General features: G+C 53.2%; 18 protein-coding genes. 8 read left to right on the forward strand and 10 right to left on the reverse strand.

What is annotated here, in order from left to right:
- Window positions 1-62 precede the first annotated feature (62 nt).
- The gene (locus tag GOV45_RS03450; RefSeq protein WP_367648202.1) at window positions 63-716 is read right to left on the reverse strand and encodes a GNAT family N-acetyltransferase; all 654 of its coding nucleotides are present in this window, start codon (window positions 714-716) and stop codon (window positions 63-65) included.
- Between the two features lie 392 nt (window positions 717-1,108).
- Here GOV45_RS03450 and GOV45_RS03455 point away from each other — a divergent pair, with 392 nt between their 5' ends.
- Complete coding sequence (locus tag GOV45_RS03455; RefSeq protein ID WP_170474240.1) at window positions 1,109-2,215, forward strand: saccharopine dehydrogenase family protein; 1,107 nt, start codon at window positions 1,109-1,111, stop codon at window positions 2,213-2,215.
- An 18-nt stretch (window positions 2,216-2,233) separates the two neighbouring features.
- Window positions 2,234-3,730 carry an L-piperidine-6-carboxylate dehydrogenase gene (gene amaB / locus GOV45_RS03460; protein ID WP_437436509.1) on the forward strand — a complete coding sequence of 499 codons (1,497 nt, stop codon included), beginning with the start codon at window positions 2,234-2,236 and terminating at the stop codon, window positions 3,728-3,730.
- Between the two features lie 9 nt (window positions 3,731-3,739).
- On the opposite strand, the gene GOV45_RS03465 is transcribed toward amaB, so the two are convergent.
- Window positions 3,740-5,317: a DUF5928 domain-containing protein gene (locus GOV45_RS03465; RefSeq protein ID WP_170474245.1), complete on the reverse strand. Its 1,578-nt coding sequence runs from the start codon at window positions 5,315-5,317 to the stop codon at window positions 3,740-3,742.
- Between the two features lie 143 nt (window positions 5,318-5,460).
- Between GOV45_RS03465 and GOV45_RS03470 the strand changes: the two genes are divergently transcribed.
- Window positions 5,461-6,279, forward strand: a complete 819-nt coding sequence (locus GOV45_RS03470; RefSeq protein ID WP_170474248.1) for a sulfotransferase family protein — start codon at window positions 5,461-5,463, stop codon at window positions 6,277-6,279.
- 146 nt (window positions 6,280-6,425) lie between these two features.
- Here GOV45_RS03470 and ilvD read toward each other — a convergent pair whose 3' ends face one another.
- Window positions 6,426-8,258 carry a dihydroxy-acid dehydratase gene (gene ilvD / locus GOV45_RS03475; RefSeq protein ID WP_170474251.1) on the reverse strand — a complete coding sequence of 611 codons (1,833 nt, stop codon included), beginning with the start codon at window positions 8,256-8,258 and terminating at the stop codon, window positions 6,426-6,428.
- Between the two features lie 105 nt (window positions 8,259-8,363).
- Here ilvD and GOV45_RS03480 point away from each other — a divergent pair, with 105 nt between their 5' ends.
- From GOV45_RS03480 to GOV45_RS03495, 4 genes are all read left to right on the forward strand, one after another.
- Window positions 8,364-8,927 carry a helix-turn-helix domain-containing protein gene (locus tag GOV45_RS03480; RefSeq protein ID WP_170475368.1) on the forward strand — a complete coding sequence of 188 codons (564 nt, stop codon included), beginning with the start codon at window positions 8,364-8,366 and terminating at the stop codon, window positions 8,925-8,927.
- Between the two features lie 29 nt (window positions 8,928-8,956).
- A complete protein-coding gene (locus tag GOV45_RS03485; protein ID WP_170474254.1) occupies window positions 8,957-9,229 on the forward strand; it encodes a CBU_0592 family membrane protein in 273 nt (90 codons plus the stop codon).
- Window positions 9,230-9,296: 67 nt separating this feature from the next.
- Window positions 9,297-10,151 (forward strand): 3-mercaptopyruvate sulfurtransferase, encoded by an 855-nt coding sequence (gene sseA / locus GOV45_RS03490; protein WP_170474257.1) that lies wholly within the window; start codon window positions 9,297-9,299, stop codon window positions 10,149-10,151.
- Complete coding sequence (locus tag GOV45_RS03495; protein ID WP_170474259.1) at window positions 10,151-11,335, forward strand: aromatic amino acid transaminase; 1,185 nt, start codon at window positions 10,151-10,153, stop codon at window positions 11,333-11,335. The genes sseA and GOV45_RS03495 overlap by 1 nt, the downstream gene beginning before the upstream one ends.
- A 3-nt stretch (window positions 11,336-11,338) precedes the next feature.
- Here GOV45_RS03495 and GOV45_RS03500 read toward each other — a convergent pair whose 3' ends face one another.
- The 3 genes from GOV45_RS03500 to GOV45_RS03510 all read right to left on the reverse strand — a co-directional run bounded on the left by GOV45_RS03500 (window position 11,339) and on the right by GOV45_RS03510 (window position 13,857).
- On the reverse strand, window positions 11,339-12,028 hold the full coding sequence (locus GOV45_RS03500; RefSeq protein ID WP_170474262.1) for an aspartate/glutamate racemase family protein: 690 nt from the start codon (window positions 12,026-12,028) through the stop codon (window positions 11,339-11,341).
- A 141-nt stretch (window positions 12,029-12,169) separates the two neighbouring features.
- Entirely contained in the window at window positions 12,170-13,486 is a 1,317-nt protein-coding gene (locus GOV45_RS03505) for an ammonium transporter (RefSeq protein WP_170474263.1), read from the reverse strand.
- 32 nt (window positions 13,487-13,518) lie between these two features.
- Window positions 13,519-13,857 carry a P-II family nitrogen regulator gene (locus GOV45_RS03510; protein WP_170474266.1) on the reverse strand — a complete coding sequence of 113 codons (339 nt, stop codon included), beginning with the start codon at window positions 13,855-13,857 and terminating at the stop codon, window positions 13,519-13,521.
- 257 nt (window positions 13,858-14,114) lie between these two features.
- On the opposite strand from GOV45_RS03510, the gene GOV45_RS03515 reads away from it, so the two are divergent.
- Window positions 14,115-16,304, forward strand: coding sequence for a transglycosylase domain-containing protein (locus GOV45_RS03515; RefSeq protein WP_170474268.1), 2,190 nt, complete (start codon window positions 14,115-14,117; stop codon window positions 16,302-16,304).
- A gap of 49 nt (window positions 16,305-16,353) precedes the next feature.
- On the opposite strand, the gene leuB is transcribed toward GOV45_RS03515, so the two are convergent.
- From leuB to leuD, 4 genes are all read right to left on the reverse strand, one after another.
- Window positions 16,354-17,457: a 3-isopropylmalate dehydrogenase gene (leuB, locus tag GOV45_RS03520; RefSeq protein ID WP_170474271.1), complete on the reverse strand. Its 1,104-nt coding sequence runs from the start codon at window positions 17,455-17,457 to the stop codon at window positions 16,354-16,356.
- A gap of 132 nt (window positions 17,458-17,589) precedes the next feature.
- Entirely contained in the window at window positions 17,590-18,612 is a 1,023-nt protein-coding gene (locus tag GOV45_RS03525; RefSeq protein WP_170474274.1) for an endonuclease/exonuclease/phosphatase family protein, read from the reverse strand.
- Window positions 18,609-19,439 (reverse strand): hypothetical protein, encoded by an 831-nt coding sequence (locus GOV45_RS03530; RefSeq protein WP_170474277.1) that lies wholly within the window; start codon window positions 19,437-19,439, stop codon window positions 18,609-18,611. The genes GOV45_RS03525 and GOV45_RS03530 overlap by 4 nt, the downstream gene beginning before the upstream one ends.
- 330 nt (window positions 19,440-19,769) lie before the next feature.
- Complete coding sequence (gene leuD, locus GOV45_RS03535; protein ID WP_170474279.1) at window positions 19,770-20,375, reverse strand: 3-isopropylmalate dehydratase small subunit; 606 nt, start codon at window positions 20,373-20,375, stop codon at window positions 19,770-19,772.
- Window positions 20,376-20,417: the final 42 nt, after the last annotated feature.

Here is a 20,417-nt window from a genome sequence, read left to right on the forward strand (position 1 = left end):
GATACTGACGAATAAGATATAGCAGAATTTTGTTTTGAAAGAGCGTTGCGAATCTTAATGTCCTAGTCAAGCTTGGCACCTCTCGGCGGCCAGCACCAGCTATCTGATGCGCCGTCACCAAAGCTAATAGTTATGTTGTTGGACAGCTCTTTGGCCAACTCCTCTCGCCGTTTGCTCCACTCCTGTTGAAGTATTCCCACCACGACCATGTCATGATACCGCCCGTCTGCGAACCACGCTTGCCGCATATTCCCCTCGACCTGACAACCCAACCGACTAACAAGGTCCCGTGTGCTGTGGTTGTCTGCGCGGTAATAGGACGTGATCCGATGAAGCCCTAGTTGTCGAAATGCAAAGTCCAGAGTCAATGCTGCCGCGCGAATTCCAATACCCATACGACGGGCTGACTTATCTACGAACAGCGGAATAACGGCATCGCGGTTAATGTTTGAAATTGCTTCTAAACCTGTCAAACCCAAGGGCAGTCCTTCGGCGGTCTCGACAACAAACCAACACTTGCATCCGGCATGAGATCCGTCGATCACGTCCTTCCATGCGTCTTCGGTCTGCCAATGGTTCAACGGGACGCGCGAGGTCCGGTCAAAAAGCGACAAATCCTCAACGTCTTGAAACCAACGCACTACCGTTTCCAGGTCCACCTTCTCCAGAGGGCGCAGCCTGTAGTTCCTAATTTGGGCTTCCGACAAAGGACTCACATTCTCCAGAATTTTAAATGTATAAACTATCTTGAGACCATAGCACAAAACCGCCTGAAAAGAGAAAGAAGTAATTTTTGTCTCCAAATACGGGCATTCAAATACCCCTTGGACACATAATATCCGGCCAAATCTGGTGGTTTTCGCGATCAACATCGTATCCAGTTTTTCAGTACTAATGGGTCAAACGTTTGGCTTGAGGGGCTTGATCTCAGCCCGGCTACCTTAGGTAGAGAAAGTCATGGCACCCATCGATTCCAGTCTCGCCAGCCAGCATATTGCCGAAGTTTTCGTCAAAACGCCGACACTGGCGTGAATTTCGTCATGATTACCCCTGCGAAACGAACAAATTGCCTTTCATAATCAAAAGAAACAAAAAATGGAGGCATTTCGTGACTTGGAGCATTTGCATTGTCGGCGCGGGTAAGATCGGGCAGATGATCGCCACCTTGCTGAAAACATCGGCGAACTATTCAGTAACAATAGCTGATCATGATCTTGCTGCGTTGTCAGCACTAAATAAGATGGGTGTTTCGACACGGCAGATTGATGCGTCTGATGATGACAATCTAATACATGGGTTGCAGGGATTTGATGCAGTAATTTCCGCAGCCCCGTTTTTTCTGACTCCGGCAATCGCCAAAGCCGCATGCACGGTCGGTGCTCATTACTTTGATCTTACCGAGGATGTTTCGGCAACGCAGGCAGTGCGCGAGCTGGCAAGTAAGAGCCAAACCGCAATGATGCCGCAATGCGGCCTTGCACCTGGTTTTGTCGGAATCGCCGGCGCGGCCCTGGCGGCAGAGTTCGACGAGATCGACAGCCTGCATATGAGAGTGGGCGCCCTGCCTTTGTATCCAACCAATGCTCTGAAATATAATCTGACGTGGTCGACTGACGGTTTGATCAACGAATACTGCAATCCCTGCGATGCAATCGTAAATGGCCAATGCGTCAAAACTGCCCCGTTGGAGGATTATGAAATCTTTGGCCATGACGGGGTCGAATACGAATGCTTTAACACCTCGGGAGGGCTTGGAACATTGCCCGAAACCCTGGAAGGCAAAGCGCAGGCTGTGTCATATCGATCAATTCGCTATCCAGGACACCGGGATATTTTGCGTTTGCTGTTAAATGACCTAGGGCTGGGACAGCGCAAGGACCTTCTTAAAAACATTTTCGAGAATGCGTTGCCACGCACGGATCAAGATGTGGTTTTGGTTTTTTGCACTGCACGTGGCACGATCGATGGATCGCTGCGCGAGAAATCTCTGATCAACAAATCCTTCGCGCGCACCATAGACCGGCGGGTTTGGAGTGCAATTCAAGTAACAACCGCTGCGGGAGTGCTGGGCGTTGTGGATTTGATGCGGACGGGTGTGCTGCCGTCGCAAGGATTTATTCGACAGGAACAAGTCAAGTTACCCGAGTTTCTGAATACAGAATTTGGCCGGCTGTACCGCGCTGGCAACGTAACTCAACAAGACAAGGCTGCCTGAGAAATGAAAGATGTCATGATGACTGTAGACACTGTTTTGGCGAATCTGGATCTGACGGCCGCTGACTTAAGCGGTGGAACCTTGCGTGTGACTTCCCCAATCGATGGAAGGCAGCTGGCCACGGTGAACGAGACCTCCAAGGCTGAGATGGGCGCTATCATTGCTCGTTCAAAGGCAGCTTTTCGTGATTGGCGCGTTGTACCTGCTCCACGAAGGGGTGAGTTGATACGGCTGCTGGGTGAGGAACTGCGTGCAGCTAAAAACGATCTGGGTGCCTTGGTCAGTTGGGAGGTCGGTAAGATTACTTCTGAAGGGCAGGGTGAGGTGCAGGAGATGATCGACATCTGCGACTTTGCCGTTGGTTTGTCGCGCCAATTGTACGGCCTGACCATTGCTTCGGAACGCCCCGGACATCGAATGATGGAAACTTGGCATCCGGTTGGCCCGGTTGGTGTCATCTCTGCCTTCAATTTTCCGGTGGCCGTTTGGTCATGGAATGCCGCAATTGCCCTTGTCTGCGGGAACCCGGTGATTTGGAAGCCGTCTGAAAAAACCCCACTTACCGCCATGGCCTGCCAGAGGGTTTTCGAGCGTGCGCTGGCTCGGTTTGGCGACGCGCCTGACGGCCTGCTGCAAACGGTAATTGGTGGAACAGATTTAGGGGAAACTCTGGTCGCAAGCGAAGATGTTCCGATTATTTCCGCCACTGGATCCACCCGTATGGGTCGCGCTGTTGCGCCGGTTGTGGCTCAACGGTTCGGCAAATGCATTTTGGAGTTGGGCGGAAATAACGCTATGATCGTCGGACCTTCCGCCGATCTTGAAATGGCGGTTCGGGCGGTCGTGTTTTCTGCTGTTGGCACAGCTGGGCAACGTTGTACCTCGCTCCGCCGTTTAATTGCTCACAACTCGATAAAAGATGAGTTGGTCGCTCGGTTGAAGAAAGCATATTCCGGCCTGCCGATCGGCGATCCGCTGAGCGAAGGAACACTGGTCGGGCCATTGGTGGACGAAGCCTCCGGTGCTGCGATGACAGCCGCTCTAAGCGCCGCCGAGGCCGAAGGCGGCATCGTGTTCGGGGGTAAACGCGTGACAGAGGGTGTACCCGCTGGCGTTTATATGGAACCCGCAATTGTCGAGATGCCAGGCCAAACTCGGACGGTCAAAACTGAAACCTTTGCCCCGATCCTTTACGTTATGGGCTACCATGAGTTCTCTGAGGCCATCGATCTCCAAAATGATGTCCCGCAGGGGCTGTCCTCCTGTGTGTTTACCCTGAACATGCGCGAGGCCGAGCAGTTTCTGACTGCGGCAGGATCTGACTGTGGTATCGCAAACGTAAACATCGGCCCGTCAGGGGCTGAAATTGGTGGAGCGTTTGGCGGAGAAAAGGAAACCGGAGGAGGTCGAGAAAGTGGTTCCGACGCATGGAAAGCCTATATGCGCCGTCAGACAAACACTGTTAACTACTCTGCTGAGTTACCCTTGGCACAAGGGGTCAAATTCGACATTTGATTTCTTCATTCAGTCGCTGAACAGGTAGTCCAAACTCAAAATAGCTTCGGCTTTCTTATTAGAAACTGTCAAGAATCGGGCCAACTCAGCGACGCTGTTGGCCCGGTTCTGTGATTCTGAGATACGAAAATACTCTTCCTTAGATGCTGATCGGATCTGTTCGACTTCGTGAGACAGTTCGTTGCGAAGAGTCGGCAAAATCCGCTGCACGGACTCAACTGGGCTGCTTTCGCCAATCAGGCCGACCCGAAGGGCATGCCCCGCAAGGTAGTCGTTGGAAAACTCGCAGGCGATGTTTAGTACGTGCAGCTTGACTTGGTCGGCGCAGAAATCTCGGATGATCTCAATACTGCCGGGGTCGACGCACAATACCAGCCTGTCGCGCCGAAAATGGTCGTAAAGCATGTTTACAACTGCACGGCGGTGTCGGGACCGTTTCGCCAATGTGGTTTCAATCCCGCCCAGATCCGGTAATGGAGTGTTCTCTTCGTTGAATACGTAGTGAAGGCAGGGAAGGTCGGTTTCTGTCTTGATCTGATCCACAAGTCGCTTGGCCACGTGCCATTTTTTGCAAGTAACTAAATATAGATCCCGATCCGGCCCAAGTGTATTTGACGTTTCCCAAAAGCGTTGGGTAAATCGGCGACCTACGCGTCCGCGATTGGTCAGAAAGCGGTGCAAACTTCGACCTTCATCCGAAATTTGAAATGTTACGTCCTTGCCGGCGTACAGCTGTCCCAATCGGTCTTTTAGTTCTTGGGCATGAGGGCTGACCTTGCGGGCGAACAAATAGTCCTGACGAAGCAGCAAGTCATAATGGTCGTTATAAAATGTGACAGGCATCCCATAATCCGAAAACATCAGAAATGTCAGCGTACGGTTTTCGATTTCTTCCTTTGGGATAAGGTGGCGAACCAAAGTTTGAAAAAAGGTTTCATCCGGTATCCACGTTGTGGAGAAGAACCGGACTACGTCGCGACGGTCGTTCAGAAACTTTTGGATCATCTCCACCGTCCGGCGACGCAGGCACCACCACTGACTGCCGATCATAACTTGAATATCTCGGGGGATATCGCGAGTTAGGCCCAGCTTTTTCTGGAACTCGTAACTTGCATAAAACCGTCCCGCCTGAGTTCGCTCATTAAAGTAATGCCGATAGATCAACCGGTCCTTTTTCATACCGGTCTTGATCCAATTGCTCTCAAAGAAATCGTGGCTTTCAATGAAGTCCGCATCATTATCATCCAAAAAGCGATGCGCGTATTCGGCGGTTTTGATCGCCATGCAGTCACCAGACAGCATGTAAAAATGCGTGGCACGTGGGAATGCTTCGGTCGCCGCCTGCAAAGCATTCAATGTCGCCTGAACCAGCGACCACGCCCCCCAACCGCATTTAACCCGTTTTGCGGCGAAGGTGACGTTTGGGTTGTCGGCCAAGGCAGCAAACAGGCGTTCATACTCCGCTTGCCCCGAGCGCGCGTCGAAGTGGATTGCCATGCAATCGCCGGCGGCAGTCAGTTGATTGGCCTGCGCGATGATCGCATCGGGGTTTTTATGGCACAAAAGGATGAAGGCAATCTTTGCCATTGGACTTCCGCAAATTCCGTTTCTGCCTGTTTGCAACCGTGATACTTATGATGAACGATTGAATAAACAGAATATTTTTGGTTCTTTGATTTCAAATGCGGGGGTGTCGTTCTAAGACGCGACCGGCAGAGGAGGCGCAGTCGATGGGTTTTCCCGGAACATGGATGACCGAGAGCCAAAGTATGGTCTACCGAGTTGTGCCTAAATGCGCCTGCTCGACGATTGGCCAGATCATGTTTTATTCGGATCACGGCAAATTCTTTGAAGGCGATATACACGATGCGACGAGCGGATTACACAAATGGGCCTTTGACGAAAGCAAGGGTTTGATCACCCGAAACGTACGGTCTCACGGTTCGTATACGTTCACTTGCGTTCGAAACCCATATACCCGCATCCTGAGTTCATTTTTTGACAAGATTTGCGGCATTCAGCGAAACGGGAAACGTTACCGCGGTAATCTGGTTCCAACGTTGATCTACAACTACGGGATCGAAGTTGGTGGTGAGGACGGCAAAGGAGATTTCGATCAAATTGCCAGCTTTCGCAGGTTTCTACTCTTTGCTCGAGATACGATCCTTTGGCGCCGACCGATGGATCCTGATATTCATTGGTCTGCCATGTCAGGGCACGTCTCGACCCTAATAGCAAATGGAGGCCGATATGATCGCATATTTTGGACCGAGAAATTCAACGACGGCATGCAGGATGTTCTCAACCACCTGGAAACGAAGCATCAAGTGACGCTGTCCGAGATTCCGCGTTTTAACGAATCCGAGGGTCACGGCCCCAAACGGGCACATCCGGTCGAAGACTACTTTGACGATTTATCGATGCACCTTGTCTATGAAATCTACAAACAGGATTTTGAATTATTCAAATATGATTTTGAGAACCCGAGCAATAAGATGCCGGTATCTGAGATTGATTTGGACGAGGTCCACGCCAAATTGGGCGATTGAAAGACGCACTACGCTCGTCCTGCGCATTCCTTTTACTACAAGCTACTTTTTGGTCCGGCACTCTGAATCGCGCCGAACCATTCCTTTAATCAGGTGTGCCATTGTCGTGACCAACAGCTGATGACGGGTTTTGCTTTCAGCCGCGATCAAACCTGGCGCACAGCACCTTTCGCTGCGCTGGTCGTTAGCTTTGCGTACGCTTTCAATGCAGTCGAAACCTTACGCTTGCGTGGCTCCGCAGGCCGCCATCCCAGTTCTTCCTGAGCTTCCCGGCGTTCTGCTAGCTCTTCGTCAGAAACTGCCAGATGAATAGTTCGATTGGGGATATCAATTTCGATCGTGTCACCGTTGTTGACGAGTCCGATTTCACCGCCTTCTGCAGCTTCGGGCGATACATGCCCGATGGAAAGCCCCGAGGTACCTCCCGAGAAACGCCCGTCGGTGAGCAATGCGCAGGCTTTGCCCAAGCCCTTGGATTTCAGGTATGAGGTCGGGTAGAGCATCTCCTGCATTCCAGGCCCGCCACGCGGTCCTTCGTAACGGATGACGACCACGTCACCCTCCTTGACCTTGCCTGTTAAGATGTCATTGACCGCCTGATCCTGACTTTCGCAAACGTAGGCCGTGCCTGTGAATTTCAAAATGTGTTTGTCGACGCCTGCTGTTTTAACGATACACCCTTCGCGGGCGATATTGCCGAAAAGGACTGCCAGACCGCCGTCTTGGCTGAACGCGTGTTCTTTGGATCGGATTACTCCGTTCTCGCGGTCAACATCCAACTCCTTATAGCGGTTTGATTGGCTGAAAGCCTGTGTCGTGCGTACGCCTCCGGGCGCGGCTTTGAACAACTCTTGCGCCTTAGGGTTGTTGGCAATCTTGATGTCCCAGTTGGCAATCGCTTCGCCCATCGTCGCAGAGTGGACCGTGCTGCATTCTTCGTGAATCAATCCTGCTCGGCTGAGTTCTCCTAGGATTGAGAATATTCCGCCCGCACGGTGAACGTCTTCCATGTGAACGTTTTCAGTGTTCGGTGCGACCTTACACAGACAAGGCACTTTGCGGCTGAGATGGTCCATGTCGCTCATGGTGAAGTGGACTTCGCCCTCGTGCGCAATTGCCAATAGGTGCAGAACGGTATTCGTTGAACCACCCATGGCGATATCAAGACTCATCGCATTTTCGAATGCTTTGAAAGTGGCGATCTCGCGGGGCAGAAACCCTTTCTCGTCAAGCTCATAATGCCGCTTGGTGATTTCAACGATCCGACGTCCGGCCTCAAGGAAGAGGTTCTTTCGGTCAGCATGTGTGGCAAGTGTCGAACCGTTGCCCGGTAGGGCCAGACCCAATGCTTCGGCCAGACAGTTCATCGAGTTGGCGGTAAACATTCCGGAGCATGAGCCGCAAGTAGGGCATGCGTTTTCCTCGATATGTTTCACCTCTTCATCGGTGTACTTATCATCCGCAGCGGCAACCATTGCATCGACGAGGTCAATCTTCTTGACGTCCAGATCGGCGATGTCGATCTTACCGGCTTCCATCGGACCACCCGAAACGAAGATCGCTGGAATGTTAAGTCGCATTGCTGCCATAAGCATGCCCGGAGTGATCTTGTCACAGTTCGAGATACAGACCATCGCGTCCGCGCAATGGGCATTGACCATGTATTCGACGCTGTCCGCGATAACTTCTCGAGAAGGCAGCGAATACAGCATTCCATCGTGACCCATCGCGATACCGTCATCGACAGCGATAGTGTTGAACTCTTTCGCGACCCCGCCAGCGGCTTCGACTTCGCGCGCAACCATCTGGCCCAGATCCTTCAGATGGACGTGACCCGGCACGAACTGGGTGAACGAATTCACGATGGCGATGATCGGTTTGCCGAAATCGTCGTCTCCCATACCAGTCGCACGCCATAGACCGCGCGCGCCGGCCATATTGCGGCCATGGGTAGAAGTTCTGGATCGGTACAATGGCATGATACTGTTTCCCTTTTGCCCTGCATGCGGTATCTGAGATTGTATGTTATAGCGCACGTACCACATGTGCGTTATAACGCACAAGTGAAATCGCAAGGCGCTGAAATGGAATCGGATGAAATCACCCTTAAACTTAGGGATGTGCGAGCGGCGTCAGGTCTAAGCCTTTCGAAAGCAGCCGACCTGACCGGGGTCAGCAAGGCGATGCTTGGTCAGATCGAACGAGGTGAATCCAGCCCGACCATTGCCACCTTGTGGAAGATCGCAAAGGGATTTCAACTGCCACTGAGCGCGCTGATCGGAACAACAGCTTCTCGTGATCCGACAGATGACAGTGTGTTTCGCACAGTGACATTTCCAGGCAGCATCAAAGTTAAGATCGTTTTTCCTTTTGATCCTGAACTTGGCGCCGAAACCTTTCATGTCGCGCTTTCGCCCAACCAGTGTCACGAGTCACCGGCTCATGCCCTAGGAGTGACAGAAGAAGTGTTTGTGCTGGAAGGAATGCTTGAAGTTTTGCGCGACGGTGAATGGGTGCCACTGCATGCAGGTGAGGGCCTGCGGTTTCCTGCAGACCTGCCTCACGGATATCGAGCGGGCGAAGACGGCACCACATTTCTGAATATGCACCACTATGCCCAGCCAGCTGTGTTGGCTTCGGTTAGTTAACTCAAGCAAAAAAACTGGCGGTAATTGTAATGGAAGCACTCCTTGAAGCGCTTACTCTGGCAGACGCGATCGGCTCAATCGGTGCGTTGGTCGTTGTTGCTGCGTATTTTGCAACCCAAGTTCGGCTATTGAATTCCGAGGACCTTATTTTCCCCGTAGTCAACCTTTTGGGGTCCGGGTTGATTGTTTATTCGCTGCTGTACAACTTCAACCTTGCGTCGATGCTTATCGAAGGGTTCTGGATCATCATCAGTTTGATTGGGATAATCCAGCATTTCAGGTTGCGTCAAAGGGCAGAATAGACGCTTCCAGCCTTGAACCCTTAACCTGCCGCGTATAGGGAAACTCTGCGCGTTAAGGGAGGCTTTGATGCAGGACGATCCGAAAACCCTCGTTTCTACGGAATGGCTTGCCACCCACATGAAAGACCCGGATCTTAGAATCCTGGACGGTTCGTGGTATCTGCCTAAACAGCAGAGGGACGCGAAAGCTGAATATGACGCAGGGCATATTCCCGGTGCGCGTTTTTTTGACATTGACGAAATTTCTGACCACCGTTCCGATCTGCCTCACATGGCGCCGCCGGTGGAAAAATTCATGTCTCGCTTGCGTGCAATGGGCGTGGGCGATGGACATCAAGTAGTGGTCTACGACGGGTTCGGGCTGATGTCTGCTGCGCGGGTTTGGTGGTTGTTCCGTCTGATGGGCCAAGAAAATATCGCAGTGTTGGATGGAGGTCTGCCCAAATGGCTGGCCGAGGGACGTGAGGTTGAAGACTTGCCGCCGGTCATTCGTGACCGGCACATGACAGTGAGGGTTCAAAACCATCTTGTGCGCGACGTGACGCAGGTATCTGCTGCGGCGAAGTTGGACGATCACGAAATCATAGACGCGCGTTCCGCTGACAGGTTTGCCGGAACAGGGACAGAGCCGCGCGAAGGCTTGCGTTCTGGTCACATACCCGGTTCGCGCAACGTGCCCTTTGGCAACCTGCTGAACAAGGACGGCACAATGAAATCCCCGGACGAATGCCGAGCGGTATTCGAGGCTGCTGGCGTAGATCTTTCTAAACCGGCAATCACATCCTGCGGGTCGGGTGTAACCGCCGCGATCCTTAGCCTTGCGCTGGAGCGCATGGGTAAGAAAGACCACTCTTTATATGACGGCTCGTGGGCCGAATGGGGCGCATTCCCGACCCTGCCCGTCGCAACCGGAGAGAAGTGATGTTCGAGAACCTCAAACCACAGCCTGCCGATAAGATTCTGGCGTTGATGCAAATGTACCGCGAGGACCCACGCGATCATAAGATCGACCTGGGTGTAGGCGTGTACAAGAACGCTGAGGGCATCACACCAGTCATGAGGGCTGTAAAGGCAGCCGAACGGCGAATTTTGGAAGAACAAGAGACAAAGGCCTATACCGGTCTCGCGGGTGATCCGGCCTATGCAGATGTGATGATCGATTTGATTTTGGGGTCCTCCGTTCCCCGTGGAAACATCGCTGCGGTCGCTACGCCTGGTGGGACCGGCGCTTGCCGCCAGGCGTTCGAAATGATCCGTATGGCCAACCCTTCTGCCCGCGTTTTCGTATCTGACCCGACCTGGCCAAACCACCTTTCGATTCTGAGCTATCTGGGAATTGAAGTTGTACCTTACCGCTATTTCGACGACGCAACACGTGGCGTCGACTTTGATGGTATGATCACAGACCTCAAGACTGCAAAAGCAGGCGACGTGGTTCTGCTACACGGTTGTTGTCACAATCCGACTGGAGCAAACCTGAACTTGGTGCAATGGCAGGAGGTTGTAAACGTCATCAATGACCTCGGCCTGGTTGCGATGATAGATATTGCGTATCAAGGGTTTGGCGATGGTCTGGAAGAGGACGCGCAAGCGACACGCCTGGTGGCCTCTTCGGTCAAGCGTTGCTTGATTGCTGCGTCCTGCTCGAAAAACTTCGGTATCTACCGCGAACGTACCGGTCTGTTAATGGCGGTCAGTGACGACCCAGCTCAGACAGCTTTGAATCAGGCGACATTGGCGTTTTTGAATCGGCAGAATTATTCGTTCCCACCGGATCACGGTGCGCGTGTGGTAACAACGATACTGAATGATGAAACCTTGCGAGCAGACTGGTTCGCCGAGCTAGAAGACGTTCGCCTTTCCATGCTTGGTTTGCGTCGGCAACTTGCTGACGAACTGCAGCGCTTTAGCGGGTCTGATCGCTTTGGGTTCATCGCCCAGCATCGGGGCATGTTCTCACGTCTGGGGGCTGCGCCGGAACTGGTTGAGAAGCTCAGGAAAGATCACGGCATATATATGGTTGGTGACAGCCGTCTGAACATTGCTGGCCTTAACGCTGCGACAGTTCCAATTTTGGCCAAGGCAATCGTCGAAGTTGGAGTCTGAGCCTCAGTTCAGCGCCAATTCCAATGCTAATTCGCAATGGATTTGCGTCGTGTCGAACAAGGGGCAAGGCACGTTGCTGGTGTCCAACAACATGCCCACTTCGGTGCAACCGAGGATTAGACAATCAGCTCCCGCATTATGCAGCCGTTGAGCAATACTTATGAAGATCTCTCGGCTATCGTCTGTCACGATGCCTTTGCAAAGCTCATCGTAGATGATGCGGTGGGTTGTTTCCTGGTCCTGGGGATTAGGCAGAATGGGCGCTAAACCACCTGCGATCAGGCGATCGGTGTAGAAGTGTTGCTGCATGGTGAACGAAGTAGCCATCAAACCAGGAAATTTCAGACCCTCAGATTGTATGGCTCGAGCTGTCGCGTCGGCGATATGCAACAGGGGAATTGAGACACCTGTCATCATTTGCTCGGCCAACTTATGCATCGTATTGGTTGCAAGAATAAGAAAGTCAGCGCCACCTTGTTCCAGTGCTATAGCTTCGCGATTGAGGACTCGCCCGGCGACCTCCCAATCGCCACCTGCTTGCAAAGCTTCGATAACGGCGAAATCAAGAGACCGGATCAGCAACTCAGGCGAGTGTAACCCGCCAAGGCGTTGTCGCGTTAGGTCGCAGAGGGTTTGGTAGTAGATTTGAGTCGAAGCGGCGGACATACCTCCGAGAATTCCAATTGTCTTCATGGTGCACTCGCTGAAACCTGCACAGTCTTCTTTGAAGACTGATAAAAGTGTTATCTCCGAGTCAACCGATCAGGCGCAAGGCAGGACCCAAAAGAAAACCGGGCGCGAACGCCCGGCTTCGTTAGGCTATTGAATTGCGGCTTAGCCTTTGGAGAATTCCGGATAGGCTTCCATACCAAGTTCAGCCATATCGAGACCGTTGATCTCATCTTCTTCACTGATTCGGATGCCCATTGTGGCTTTTAGAATGCTCCACAGGATCAGCGCTCCGACGAAGGTGAAGACACCGTAGGCAATGATGCCCATAAGCTGCGTTCCGAGGCTTGCGTCACCGTAGAAGATTACGGCGATGGTGCCCCAGATACCGGCAAACAGGTGAACCGGGATCGCACCCACAACGTCGTCCAACTGAAACTTATCCAGCATTGGAATGGTGAGTACAACGATGATTCCGCCAACTGCGCCGATCCAAAGTGCTCCGAACAGGGTTGGGGCCAATGGTTCTGCGGTGATTGAAACCAGACCGGCCAGTGCGCCGTTCAGCACCATGGTAAGGTCAGGCTTTTTGTACATTACTTGCGACAGGATAAGGGCTGCAACTGCACCAGCTGCTGCGGCCATATTGGTGTTGGCAAAAATACGCGAGACGTCTGAGACATCGCCTACAGTACCCATTGCCAGCTGAGAACCGCCGTTAAAGCCGAACCAACCCAGCCACAAAATGAACGTGCCCAAAGTGGCCAGCGCGAGGTTTGAGCCAGGAATCGGGTGAACCTTGCCGTCCTTGTACTTGCCAATCCGTGGGCCGAGAACGATGACGCCTGCCAAAGCTGCCCAGCCGCCTACCGAGTGCACGACTGTAGACCCTGCAAAGTCTGAGAAACCGGCTTCGGACAACCAGCCGCCACCCCACTGCCAGGATCCCGAAATCGGATACAGAACGCCAGTTAGAATGATGACAAAGACCAGGAAAGGCCAAAGCTTAATTCTTTCAGCGACGGCACCAGATACGATCGATGCGGTTGCAGCTACAAAGACCAGCTGGAAGAAGAAATCTGATCCGATTGATGCATAATCCAGCGCTGCTGCATCCGGACCGACGCCAACGGGATCAAGTGTCGTCGTCGAAAAGAATGGGCCGAGCCACCCGGAAATTGTCCAGCCGTCGCCGGGATACATCAGATTAAAGCCGATGAGCCAGTACATGATCGCTGCGAAAGAAAACAGCGCCACGTTTTTGATCATCTGCATGGCAACATTCTTAGAGCGTACCAGCCCGCCTTCGAGCATGGCAAAGCCTGCAGCCATAAAGAATACCAAAAAGCCGGCCATCAGGAACAGCAGAGTGGTAAAGATATAGCCAACATCCTCCATAGAAGATGGCGGATCATTGGCAAATGCGGCCGCGGGAAAAGCTATCAGCACGGCAGCTGTAGGTAGAATTCGGTTCAGTTTCATCTGTTCTCTGTCCTTTTACGGATTGGCGCGGCTTACAGCGCGTCCTCGTTGGTTTCCCCGGTCCGCACGCGCAGTGCCTGCTCGACATCGAGGACGAAAATCTTGCCGTCTCCGATCTTTCCGGTTTTTGCGGTGTTGGTGATTGTCTCGACAATCTGGTCAGCCATGGTTGCGGGAACCACGAGCTCCAGTTTGATCTTCGGAACGAAGTTCACGGCATATTCGGCCCCGCGGTAAATTTCGGTGTGACCCGATTGCGAGCCGAAGCCCTTAATTTCGGTCACCATCATGCCGCGCACCCCCGCCTCGGTCAGTGCTTCTCGCACCTCCTCGAGCTTGAACGGCTTGATTGTCGCAATGATGAGTTTCACGTCTTTCCCCTCTGCTTCCGGTAGGACCGGTTTGTTTGCACCTGCAGAAAAAGAGCGTGACAACGCGCCTATAGGAACGATTTCGGGGAGTTAAGACTGAGGGATTCCATCAGAAGACGCACAATTTTTGCACAAATTGTAATATTTGATTAAAAATTAGGCGAAATAGGAAGAGAAAAATCCCGAAATTCTGACCTCTACATAGCTGCGTCACCAAGGTAAGGTGGCGCAAAAGCAATATCGGGCAGAGTTTGAGCATGACTGAGTCCAAGCGCCGAAAGAAACCATTGGTTGCGGACAGAAGGTACCCATCGAAAGGGCGCAAACCCGCGTCGGCGAAGCGGTCTGCAAAGCCGGCGGGGAAAAAATCGACTGCGCGCAAAACCGCGACGCGCAAGACCGCTCGTAAGACAAAGCGGAAAGGTTCGGGTGGGAAAGGCGGTGGTATTTTTCGCCGACTGTTCCGCTGGATGCTACGTCTAATCTGGGGTTTGACTTGGCGAGTCGGCGCTATCGCTGCCTTGTTGCTGGCTCTCGCAGTAGGTGTGGTCTACTCAACACTTCCAGACGTCGATGAATTGTTCGACGGGCGTGCCAGAGGGTCGGTCACGCTGCTGGATCGCGACGGTAATGTCTTTGCATGGCGCGGGGACCAATTTGGTGGGGTGATTACAGCGGACACCGTCTCTCCGCATCTAAAAAATGCTGTGATCGCGACCGAGGATAAGCGCTTCTACCGCCATTTGGGCGTAAGCCCGCGTGGTATAGCCAGTGCGGTACGTATCAACCTGAGCGAAGGTCGAGGGCCACTGTCAGGACATGGCGGTTCAACCATCACGCAACAGACCGCCAAATTGTTGTGCCTTGGCGTACCATATACGCCCGAAGATTGGGAATCCGAAGCTGCGTATGAGGCTGATTGCCGGAGGGGATCTCTGTGGCGAAAGGCCAAAGAGGCAATTTACGCTATGGCCATGGAGGTAAAATATTCCAAAGACGAAATTCTGACCATTTATCTGAACCGCGCGTTTCTGGGCGCTGGCGCCCGCGGTTTCGAAGCTGCCGGCCAGCGATACTTTGGAAAATCGGCCGCCGAAGTGAGTCCTGCCGAAGCGGCGATGTTGGCGGGCCTTTTGGTTGCCCCCACGCGGTATGCACCAACAAACAGTTTGAAACGTTCGCAGGATCGGGCGCGACTTGTCGTCGGCCTGATGGAAGCTCAGGGCTATTTGACGTCCGCTCAGGCCAGCGAGGCCCGCAGCAGACCTGCGGAACTGTCCGAGGCAGCGGCGGCGCGCGCGGGCGGATATTTTGCTGATTGGGTCATGGCTAGTGGGCCCGAATTCTTTACGCGAAACACTACCGAAGATGTTGTAATCCGAACTACGTTGGATCAGCGCCTGCAACAGTCAGCCGAAGAAGCTTTGCAGTTCATTTTTCAGGAGAAGGTGCGCGACGGGTCAGAAGCCCAAGCCGCAATTGTCGTCATGTCCGCGGATGGCGCCGTACGTGCAATGGTTGGTGGCCGAAAGACAAGGATTTCCGGAGCGTTCAACCGTGCTACTCAGGCGCTGCGTCAAACAGGGTCATCGTTCAAACCGTTTGTATATGCCACTGCCCTTGAGTTGGGGTATTCCCCGTTGGATACAGTGGTGGACGAACCTTATTGCGTGAACATTCCCGGATCAGGTCAGTGGTGCCCAAAAAACTACACCAATAAGTTTTACGGCAGGGTTACTTTGGCGGATGCGCTGAAGAACTCGTTGAATATTCCAGCGGTGAAAGTCGCGGAGATATCGGGTCTCGAAAACGTCCGCACAGTCGCCAGTGAATTCGGCATTGCCAGCGATCTGGCGCAAGGGCCAGCGTTGGCGCTGGGCGCATCAGAAAGTACGCTGATCGAGATGACTGGAGCCTATGCGGGGATTCTGAACGGAGGTTCGGCGGTTGAACCCTATGGATTGACCGAATTGAAACTACTTGGCGACGAATCCCCCGTCATGGTTACAACAACGGGAATTGGCGAGCGGGTCATCAACGACAAGGCAGCAAAGCAACTGACGTGGATGATGGAGCGCGTTGTGTCTGAGGGTACCGGGCAACGCGCCAAACTACCGGGTTGGCAGGTCGCAGGAAAAACGGGAACGACACAGGCTGCACGGGATGCCTGGTTTATCGGGTTCACAGCAGATTACGTTGCGGGTGTTTGGATGGGCTACGACGACAACACGCCTCTGTCGGGCGTCACTGGTGGAGGTCTTCCTGCAGAGATTTGGAAAGAAACCATGTTGCGAGTCACCGAGGGGATGACACCCACTCCCTTGCCCATGATGGAACCTGACGCACCAGTGCGCACGGCGCAGCCTCAGCAACCGCGACGCAAAAAGCAGGGCGGCTTTGCGCAGGACATCAACAACCTGCTGAACAGTATTTTCGGTGGGAACTGACCTTCGCCAAAGGGTCAGGCGACATGCGAGGTGTCGCCTGAAGCCCGTCTCAGAGGCTTTCGTCCAGTGAGTTGACGATGGCATCGCCCATTTCGGTGGTCGAAACAGGCTGAACCCCCTCGTCGGCCAACAGATCGCCCGTGCGAACGCCGTCAGCAAGGACTTTTTCAACCGCAGCTTCCAGTCGGTCAGCCTCTGCGCCCTGATCAAAGCTGTATCGAAGCGCCATGGCAAAGCTCAGGATACATGCTATGGGGTTAGCTTTGCCTTCACCGGCGATATCCGGCGCTGACCCGTGAACCGGTTCATAAAGCGCTTTGGGCCGACCGTTCGCCATCGGAGCGCCAAGGCTGGCTGACGGTAGCATCCCTAATGACCCCGTCAGCATCGCGGCACAGTCAGAAAGGATGTCACCGAACAGGTTATCCGTCAGGATGACGTCGAACTGTTTTGGCGCGCGCACCAGCTGCATGGCGCCGTTATCGGCATACATATGAGTCAGCTCGACCTCGGGATAGTCGTTGGCCACGCGGTTCACGACCTCGCGCCACAAAATACCTGACTCCATAACGTTGGCTTTTTCCATCGAGCAAAGTTTTTTGTTCCGGCGCATTGCCAGTTCAAACGCAGATCGCGCGGCCCGCTCGATCTCGGACTCAGTGTAACGCTGAGTGTTGATGCCTACGCGCTCGTTACCTTCTTCGAATATACCGCGTGGCTCGCCAAAATAGACACCCGAAGTCAACTCGCGCACGATCATGATATCCAAGCCCGCGACCACGTCTTTTTTCAGCGACGAAAAGTCCGCCAACGCGTCAAAGCACTGTGCAGGGCGGAGGTTGGAATATAAGTCCATCTCTTTGCGCAGGCGAAGAAGGCCGCGCTCGGGTTTGACCGAAAAATCCAGGTCGTCATATTTAGGGCCGCCTACGGCACCAAGTAAGACCGCGTCTACTTCTTGTGCCTTGGCCATTGTTTCATCCGACAACGGCTTACCATGGACATCGTAGGCTGCGCCGCCGACTAAGTCCTCGTTGACGTCAAATTGCAGGCCGCGATTGGCGCCGAACCAATCAATGATCTTGCGCACTTCAGCCATAACTTCGGGGCCAATTCCGTCTCCGGGCAGGATGAGGAGCGAGGGGTTGGACATCGAGGGTCTCCTTGCGTTTCGTCGCAATGGCCCTAGCGCTTGAACGGCAATGGGTCAATGAGACCTTCAGGCCAATGCCAAGGAAAATCTAAGGTAACATGGGTAAACTGGCCAAACCTACTGACCAGAAGCTTAGTCAATACTTAGATCAACCCAGACGAGCCGATGTCGGCTCGCGGTTCTCGCTGCCTTGCCTTGTCCCGCCCCGGGCCAGTAAACACCAGAGTCCGCTACAGTCCAATCCGCCGATGGCAGGACGTAATCGACGCGTCTTTCACCAATTCCTTCCCAGAAAACCGTAGTCGATGACCCTTGCTGATCGACCGGTTGAGGGTCCTGAATTCGCGGGTTAGACAGCAATTCTTGAATTGCTGTTTTGTGTCCGTCGCCGAGGTTTGGATCCAAATTGGCATCCCCCGCGATTACAAAGCGGTTTGTGGGTCCCGATCCAAATTCACCGTCCAACAAAAGGGACCAGAACCGAATTTCATCCCGGTTTCGCAAACCGTTGCGATCCTCTGGACCATCGAAAACCGGAGGCGTTGCATGGAAGGTCATTAGGGACAAAGGACCACCAGGCGTCAGGATCGGCACCACCCAATGCCCAGTTGAAGACAGCCTCTGAACCGTTTGCGCCTGGAGTGAGGGAAATGGGGATCCATCGACATTGGGCAGGATCGCGTCCGGTAATTCCCGCCACAAAAGGTCTGAATAAGTTTTGGTTGCGGCTAAATCGATCGGATACCTTGACAACACGGCTAACCCACCCTGACCGGTGAACCGACCCCACCCCTGTGCGTCGCGGGGCCCGTGGGTCAAGCCGTCACCATCCAGATCAAAAGCTGTTTCAAGCCCGGAATTGGGTTGTTCAGAGAATTGATAAGGATAGTCCATTCCGACTTTGGCCAGCGCACCGGCCAGATTCGAAAGGGCGAGTTCATCCAGATCCCAATCAATTCCTTGAAGGGCAATGATGTCGGGTCGTGTTTGCGACAATACCTCTACAACGGCCGTGACCTGCGGATTGTCCCGCTGAATGTCTCGCAACAATAATCCGGGTCCATCCCGACTTAGTTCAGTGTTATAGGTAGCAACCCGTATAGTTTCTGCCTGTGCAGCAACTGGAAGCAGCAACAGAATAAGTGTACGGATCATGCAGTCTGAGTTGTCTCGGCGGTGGTGTAGGCGCGGCGCTTTTCAACGATCAACCCGGCAATACGCAGGGTTGCCATGCCGCGCATGATCATGCTGGCAGGTAAAAATGCCCAGGCGCTGAGCGTCCAGATCAATGTTTGAGGGTTGTTAAGGGCAATTGGGTTGATGAATTCTGCCATCAATTTGATCAATGCGGGGATCAGGAAAGGAAGCAAAATTCCTATTGAAATGTTCAGGCGTCCGTCCCGCTGCAATCGTGTAACAACGTCGCCTCCCTTGGTGGGGTCGAATAGTGGCAGATTTGTCCAGACATTGAATGCGCCATTGCCAGTTGGCCAACCGCGCAGTTTCACAGCATATGCGAAGCTGGCGATTGTTACCAATGCTGCGACATAGGCGACACCTGCCGAAATACGCACAAGCTCTACCAATGGTGCGGTCGCGTCAGATGGAAGCATCAGTACAACAAGACGTACCGGCGAGTAGGGGAAGTCAGCGACATCGGCGACCATTAGCCCAACCGAATAGAAAATACTGGTTACCGTGGTCGGAGTGTAGGCATTCTTGCAGATCAGCGTCAGGAACAACACCATCGTCATTAAGCCAACAAAACGTAGCCTGTTAATAGGCGGAGCATCGCGGAATTCGATTAGACTTGGAAACGCCGAATTATATTCCGAGAAAGTCAGGATAAACGCGAGAATCGCTAGAAAAACGATGATCTCGGTCCCGTTTTGTGTAGATGCAGGGAGGTACAACGCGGGAGTGAGCACCAGCAGTGCCACCAATAGCCCACGTATCGCCGCCCCCGTTGTGCGTGCAATCACTATCCGAACCCCTTCCAAACCGGATCAGTCGATTCTACGCCGACTTAATTCCAACTTGTGACCGCCGCTCTTTTTTCCGACGGATGCCTCATTTCCGTCAACAGTGGCGACAATGAACAATCTGCTCAAGCCAAGGGGCAGGAAACACTGTCATTCGGGCAAAAAGATGGCAAAACTGGTGCGGCTTTGCATCATTTCTGACGCAAATCCGACGTGTATTAACATTCGTTCTCTACATGTTGTGGTTGCTTGCCAGCCGACCCCAAGAATGCGAACGGGGTCGCGAAAGCGACCCCGATAGGTTGAGTATCCACAGAATCGTCTTCAGCGTCAGACCCAGGGACGCGCCTGACTTGCATGATCTTCGAACTTATCGATGTGGTGGTCTTTTTCCATCGTCAGGCCGATATCGTCCAGTCCGTTCAGCAGGCAATGCTTGCGATGTGGGTCGACTTCAAACTCGATGACCACACCGTCCGATGTGGTGATCTGTTGATCTTCCAGGTGAACGGTCATGCGAGCGTTTTCACCCTTATGCGCGTCTTCCATCAGGATCGCATGATGCTCTTCCCCGACAACAATTGGAAGAATGCCGTTCTTGAAGCAGTTGTTAAAGAAGATGTCGGCAAAGCTGGTCGAAATCACAACCTTGATGCCAAAGTCTTTGATTGCCCAAGGCGCATGTTCGCGAGATGACCCGCAGCCGAAGTTATCGCCTGCAACCAGGATTTCGGATTCACGGTAAGCGGGTTTGTTTAGAACGAAATCTTCGTTCTCCTGCCCGTTGTCGTGGTACCGCATTTCGTCAAACAGGACGACTCCCAAGCCGGACCGTTTGATAGTTTTTAGATGCACTTTCGGAATGATCATATCTGTGTCGATATTGATCAGTGGCATTGGGGCGGCCACGCCGTGGACTTTGTCAAACTTTTCCATTTTCACACTCCTGCGGGAAAGGGCCGACCCCGTGCCCCGCGT

This window comes from Ruegeria arenilitoris (assembly GCF_013035425.1).
Classification (GTDB): domain Bacteria; phylum Pseudomonadota; class Alphaproteobacteria; order Rhodobacterales; family Rhodobacteraceae; genus Ruegeria; species Ruegeria arenilitoris_A.